The sequence below is a fragment of the uncultured Candidatus Puniceispirillum sp. genome, assembly GCF_963979125.1.
Classification (GTDB): Bacteria; Pseudomonadota; Alphaproteobacteria; order Puniceispirillales; family Puniceispirillaceae; genus Puniceispirillum.
On record NZ_CAXBVX010000134.1, the window covers coordinates 1 to 4,317 of the forward strand.

At 50.3% G+C, this 4,317-nt stretch carries 6 protein-coding genes; 4 read left to right on the forward strand and 2 right to left on the reverse strand.

All coding sequences use genetic code 11. From position 1 onward, the window contains the following. Together ABNT28_RS10195 and ABNT28_RS10200 are read left to right on the forward strand one after the other, a co-directional pair. Window positions 1–1,018 (forward strand): ammonium transporter (locus tag ABNT28_RS10195; protein ID WP_348721520.1); only part of this gene is annotated, 1,018 nt, incomplete at its 5' end. Between the two features lie 11 nt (window positions 1,019–1,029). Beyond that, window positions 1,030–1,245: a hypothetical protein gene (locus ABNT28_RS10200; RefSeq protein ID WP_332924313.1), complete on the forward strand. Its 216-nt coding sequence runs from the start codon at window positions 1,030–1,032 to the stop codon at window positions 1,243–1,245. Window positions 1,246–1,340: 95 nt separating this feature from the next. Here the strand turns inward: ABNT28_RS10200 and ABNT28_RS10205 are convergent, their stop codons facing one another. Together ABNT28_RS10205 and ABNT28_RS10210 are read right to left on the reverse strand one after the other, a co-directional pair. After that, window positions 1,341–1,760: a plastocyanin/azurin family copper-binding protein gene (locus tag ABNT28_RS10205; protein ID WP_348721521.1), complete on the reverse strand. Its 420-nt coding sequence runs from the start codon at window positions 1,758–1,760 to the stop codon at window positions 1,341–1,343. A 4-nt stretch (window positions 1,761–1,764) separates the two neighbouring features. Further along, window positions 1,765–1,953, reverse strand: a complete 189-nt coding sequence (locus tag ABNT28_RS10210; RefSeq protein ID WP_348721522.1) for a hypothetical protein — start codon at window positions 1,951–1,953, stop codon at window positions 1,765–1,767. Between the two features lie 66 nt (window positions 1,954–2,019). Between ABNT28_RS10210 and ABNT28_RS10215 the strand changes: the two genes are divergently transcribed. Both ABNT28_RS10215 and ABNT28_RS10220 read left to right on the forward strand, forming a co-directional pair. After that, the gene (locus tag ABNT28_RS10215) at window positions 2,020–3,009 is read left to right on the forward strand and encodes a threonine/serine dehydratase (protein ID WP_332924316.1); all 990 of its coding nucleotides are present in this window, start codon (window positions 2,020–2,022) and stop codon (window positions 3,007–3,009) included. Window positions 3,010–3,313: 304 nt separating this feature from the next. Next, window positions 3,314–4,317 (forward strand): ATP-binding protein (locus ABNT28_RS10220; RefSeq protein ID WP_348721523.1); only part of this gene is annotated, 1,004 nt, incomplete at its 3' end.

Consider the following 4,317-nt stretch of genomic DNA (forward strand, 5'->3'; position numbering starts at 1 on the left):
GGCGTTCCTGCTGTTCTCAGGGACAGCCGCGTCAATCGTGTCGGGGTCGGTTATCGAGCGGATTCGCTCAAGTGCCTTTTGGGTACATGCCGTACTGATCGGTTCGGTATTCTGGATTGTCGATGCGGCATGGGGCTGGCATTACGCTGGCTGGATGGTGCGCGAACTGGGCTATCATGATGCCTATGCATCGGGTGTTATTCACGCTATCGCTGGTGGTTATGCGCTAGGTGTTCTGGCGGTGCTGGGTCCGCGTATTGGTAAATTTGCCAAGGACGGCACCCCACGCGATATACCGCCACATAATCCCTGGTTGCTCAGCGTTGGCATCTTCATGATCTATACTGGTTTCTGGGGCTTTTATGCCGCCTGTAATGTACCGGTTATTTCGCCTGAAGTTATTGGCGGGCAGATCACGGGCGAAACATGGACAGCCACCAATATCTATCTGGCGCCCACCTCGCTTAGCGCGATCACCTTTAACTTCCTGATGTCGCTATCGGGTGGATTGATGGCCGCTTATATTATCTCCAAGGGCAATCCGTTCTGGACCTTCTCTGGGGGTCTTGTGGGCATTATCACAGCCTCGGCTGGTAACGATCTCTATCATCCGATTCAGGCTATGCTGATAGGCGCTGTCGGCGTTGTAATCGCTTACAAGCTGCATTACTGGGTTGAGCGTAGGTTCAAGATTGATGATGCGGTTGGCGCGGTTGCTGTGCATGGCTATGCTGGCTTTGTTGGCCTAGTGATTTCGGGCTTCGTCCTGTGGGGCGTTCCGTCATCACCATTTGAAGGCTATGCCACGATCAATCCGCTTGGCCAATTCCTCGGGGCGGTGATTATGTTTGGCGTTCTTGGCTTTTTGCCTGCCTATATCGTCACGCGTATTCAGGCTAGGATGAATGTCTTGCGAGTACCTGAAAAAGTCGAAATTCAAGGACTCGATTTTGACGATAATGCTATTTACGAAGCCGCCAAGGCTGACATCATCGCATCAGACAAGGCACATTCATAAAGGAGGATATTATGTCAACAATTGGATATGAAAATTGGGCTGTTGATCTTGCCAATGTCGGGGCTGTCTATCCCTTTCAGGGATGGGAAGTCACCATGACAATCATTGGCGTTATCTTCTGGCTAGGATGGCACCGTATGCAGTTCAAAGCCGAAACCGAGGAGCTGGAAGACGCGTCTATCGGCACCGATTCAGCCAAGGTCAAAAGCTTTATCGATGGGTATTAATCGCATGTGACGATTAGATCATCATCAAACAACTAAGGAAAAGGCAGCCAAAGCTGCCTTTTTTGATGCGTTATATGCGGCGTAAATACCCAAGCCTAGGACAGGCTGGCCAGCAATGCCTTTAGCTTCTTTTTGCTTTTGCCCATCGCCTTGGCGGCGGCGACATCATCCTTATTCGACAGATCACCACCAACAACCACCAGCCCGATCATGCCCATGCCCTTATGCGGGGTGCACCAGTAATAATAGATACCTGGCTGGTCAAAGGTGATTTTGGCTTCCTTGCTGTTTTTTGACTTGAATTTCATGCCGTTTGGCGACGCGATCATCTCGACATTATGCCCTTTAGACGACGGCACCCATGTCACCGTATCGCCAGCATCGATCATGGCAACTTCCTGGCTATAGACCATTTTATTGCCGTTGGCGTCCTTGTTCAGCATTTCGATGGTCATATCCGCGGCCAGGGCAGGAGTTACGAAAAACGCGACCAATGCGCATAAAATAAACTTCATGAAATCATCCTCTATAACGTGACAGCACCAGCTTGTCGAAACCATGACAATGATGCGCGATAGCCGATAGATGGCGCGTGCCAGCCATGCTTACAATGCGACGCATCGCCTCATCCCTTGTGATACCGCGCTTCATCGGCATAACTAGGCGTCCCCCACGCACCCCCCGCATTCCCTCTGCATTTCCACGCATCCCCCACGCTGTGTCTGCCGCATTGTCCAATTGACGCCGACCAATGCTTATTGATAGATTCGACGCATGAAAAAATTTGCGTCTGATTTGATTGATACGGCGCGCGATGCTTTGGCTGGCCGTATCATCCGTACCCCTGTTTTGTCGCTGGAAAGCAGCAAGATCGCCCCCTATATCCCGGCTGAATCACGGCTATTTATGAAGCTTGAATTGTTTCAGCATACTGGCTCATTCAAGGCGCGGGGGGCCTTGCTGGGGGTTGACTGGCTGTCTGACGCACAAAAGACCAAGGGCGTTGCCACCTTCAGTGGCGGCAATCATGCGCTGGCCACGGCCTGGGCGGCACGCAAACAGGGCATCAGCGCCAAAGTCCTGATGACCGAGGCGGCTGATCCGATCCGCATTGACGGGTGCCGGGCCTTGGGTGCCGAAATTGTGCTGGTGCCTGATATGGCGCGTGCCTTGCCCATGCTTGACCAGATCGCTGCCGATGAAGGCCGGCATATCCTGCATCCTTTCAATGACGTGAATATGGCTTTTGGCGCGGCCACATGCGGTGCCGAATTTATCGAAGACGCCCCGCCGCTTGATATGGTTATTTTGCCTGTTGGCGGTGGTGGTTTGATTTCGGGTATGGCCGCCGCGATCAAGCGGCATAATCCGGATATTACCGTCATTGGCGTCGAACCCAAGGGGGCAGACAGTTTACGCCGCAGCTTTGCCACGGGCACCCCTGCCGTGCTTGACCGGATTGATACGATCGCCGACAGTCTGGGCGCGCCGATGGCAATGGCCGAATCCTTTGCGCTGGCTCGCCAGAATGTTGATGACATTGTGCTTATTGATGACCGCGCGATGGCCGAAACCATGCTGTTGATGCGCCATACGCTAAGCCTGATCGCCGAGCCGGCCTGTACCGCGTCGCTGGCCGCCGCGTTGGGGCCTTTGCGTGATAGGGTCAGGGGTAAATCGGTTGGCGTGCTGGCCTGTGGTGCGAATATCAGCCCGGATCGCTATGCGCGCTATACCGCCGACGCGGCCTTGCCCACGGCCTGATACAGGCGGATAGCGTTGGGTGTTTTGGGGGTGGTGGAATATGGATTGCCGCTGTTGTTTCTGGCAACCGCCGTGTCCTGCACGGCCTTGGTCGCCTTCGCCCCCTCTTATGATGTCAGATCAATGACACCGGATGGGGAGCTGTGATGGATGACATGAATAGTGGCTACCCTTCTGTATTATTGACATAATCCACCATATAAACATAGGGTCAATGCGCAACGCTGATTTAATAGCGTTCGGCTCTGTTACGTTTCCCGCCAGATGTGTTGCTTGATAAAATCTCTAATGGAGACGCACTGGTATGCACCTAATATCAAAAATAAACATCATCAATTTCAAAAGCATTAGCGGTGCCTTTTTTACTTTCTCAAAATACACTCCCCTCGTAGGCTGTAATAATGCAGGGAAAACAAACATCCTGAAGGCTATTCAATGGGCAGTGAAAAAATCATCACTTATTGAAACAGACTTCTTCGATAAGACGAAAGAGGTAGTTGTAGAAGCCACCATCTCAGGTGTTACCGAGCATGTGTTGGTGGGGGTTGATGAAACGCATCGCAACCGAATAAAAGACTATGTACTGAATGAAACTATCACGATAAAGCGAACGCAATTCAAACCAAATGACAGAGTAGCAAATATCAAACTACAAATTTTCAACAGTGACGGCACATGGGTTAATAACCCAGCAGGTATTGATGCCGCGATTTCTGCCCTTTTTCCTGAACCAATCTTCATTGGTGCGATGGAAAATTCGTTAGATGACCTATCCAAAAATACGGCAAGTTCTGCTATCGGGAATCTTATCAAAGAGATCACTGAAATGGTTAGTGCAAAATACGCAACAGAAGTTGAAAGTGCGCTGATAAAAGTTGACCAAAAACTCGGAGCAGATAGTCGTTTTAGAGATGAGGGTTTGGTTGAAATTGACAACCAAATTCAAAATGAAGTTGATAAATTTTTCAATGGTATTTCTGCCAAAATACATATCCCTGCTCTGAAATTCACGGATTTCTTAAAAGGTGGGACAATAAAGCTGAAAGATACTTCTTTGGAAGGCGCATCAAGCCAAGATGCCAGTTCATTTGGACACGGCACACAGCGCACTATACAAATTGCTTTAATAAAATGCCTAGCCGACATCAAAAAAAGTGGTGATGATGGTTCTCAAGGGCGCACAACATTGCTACTTATTGATGAGCCTGAATTATACCTCCATCCTCAAGCTATTGAACTGGTGAGACATTCTCTCTCAGCTTTGTCGAGTGAAGGGTATCAAGTCGTTTTCACCACGCATTCCCCATG

Coding starts and splice junctions, on each gene's coding strand:
- ABNT28_RS10200 (WP_332924313.1), top strand. CDS start 1,030: ATGTCAACAATTGGATATGAAAATTGGGCTGTTGATCTTGCCAATGTC.
- ABNT28_RS10205 (WP_348721521.1), bottom strand. CDS start 1,760: ATGAAGTTTATTTTATGCGCATTGGTCGCGTTTTTCGTAACTCCTGCC.
- ABNT28_RS10210 (WP_348721522.1), bottom strand. CDS start 1,953: ATGCGTGGAAATGCAGAGGGAATGCGGGGGGTGCGTGGGGGACGCCTA.
- ABNT28_RS10215 (WP_332924316.1), top strand. CDS start 2,020: ATGAAAAAATTTGCGTCTGATTTGATTGATACGGCGCGCGATGCTTTG.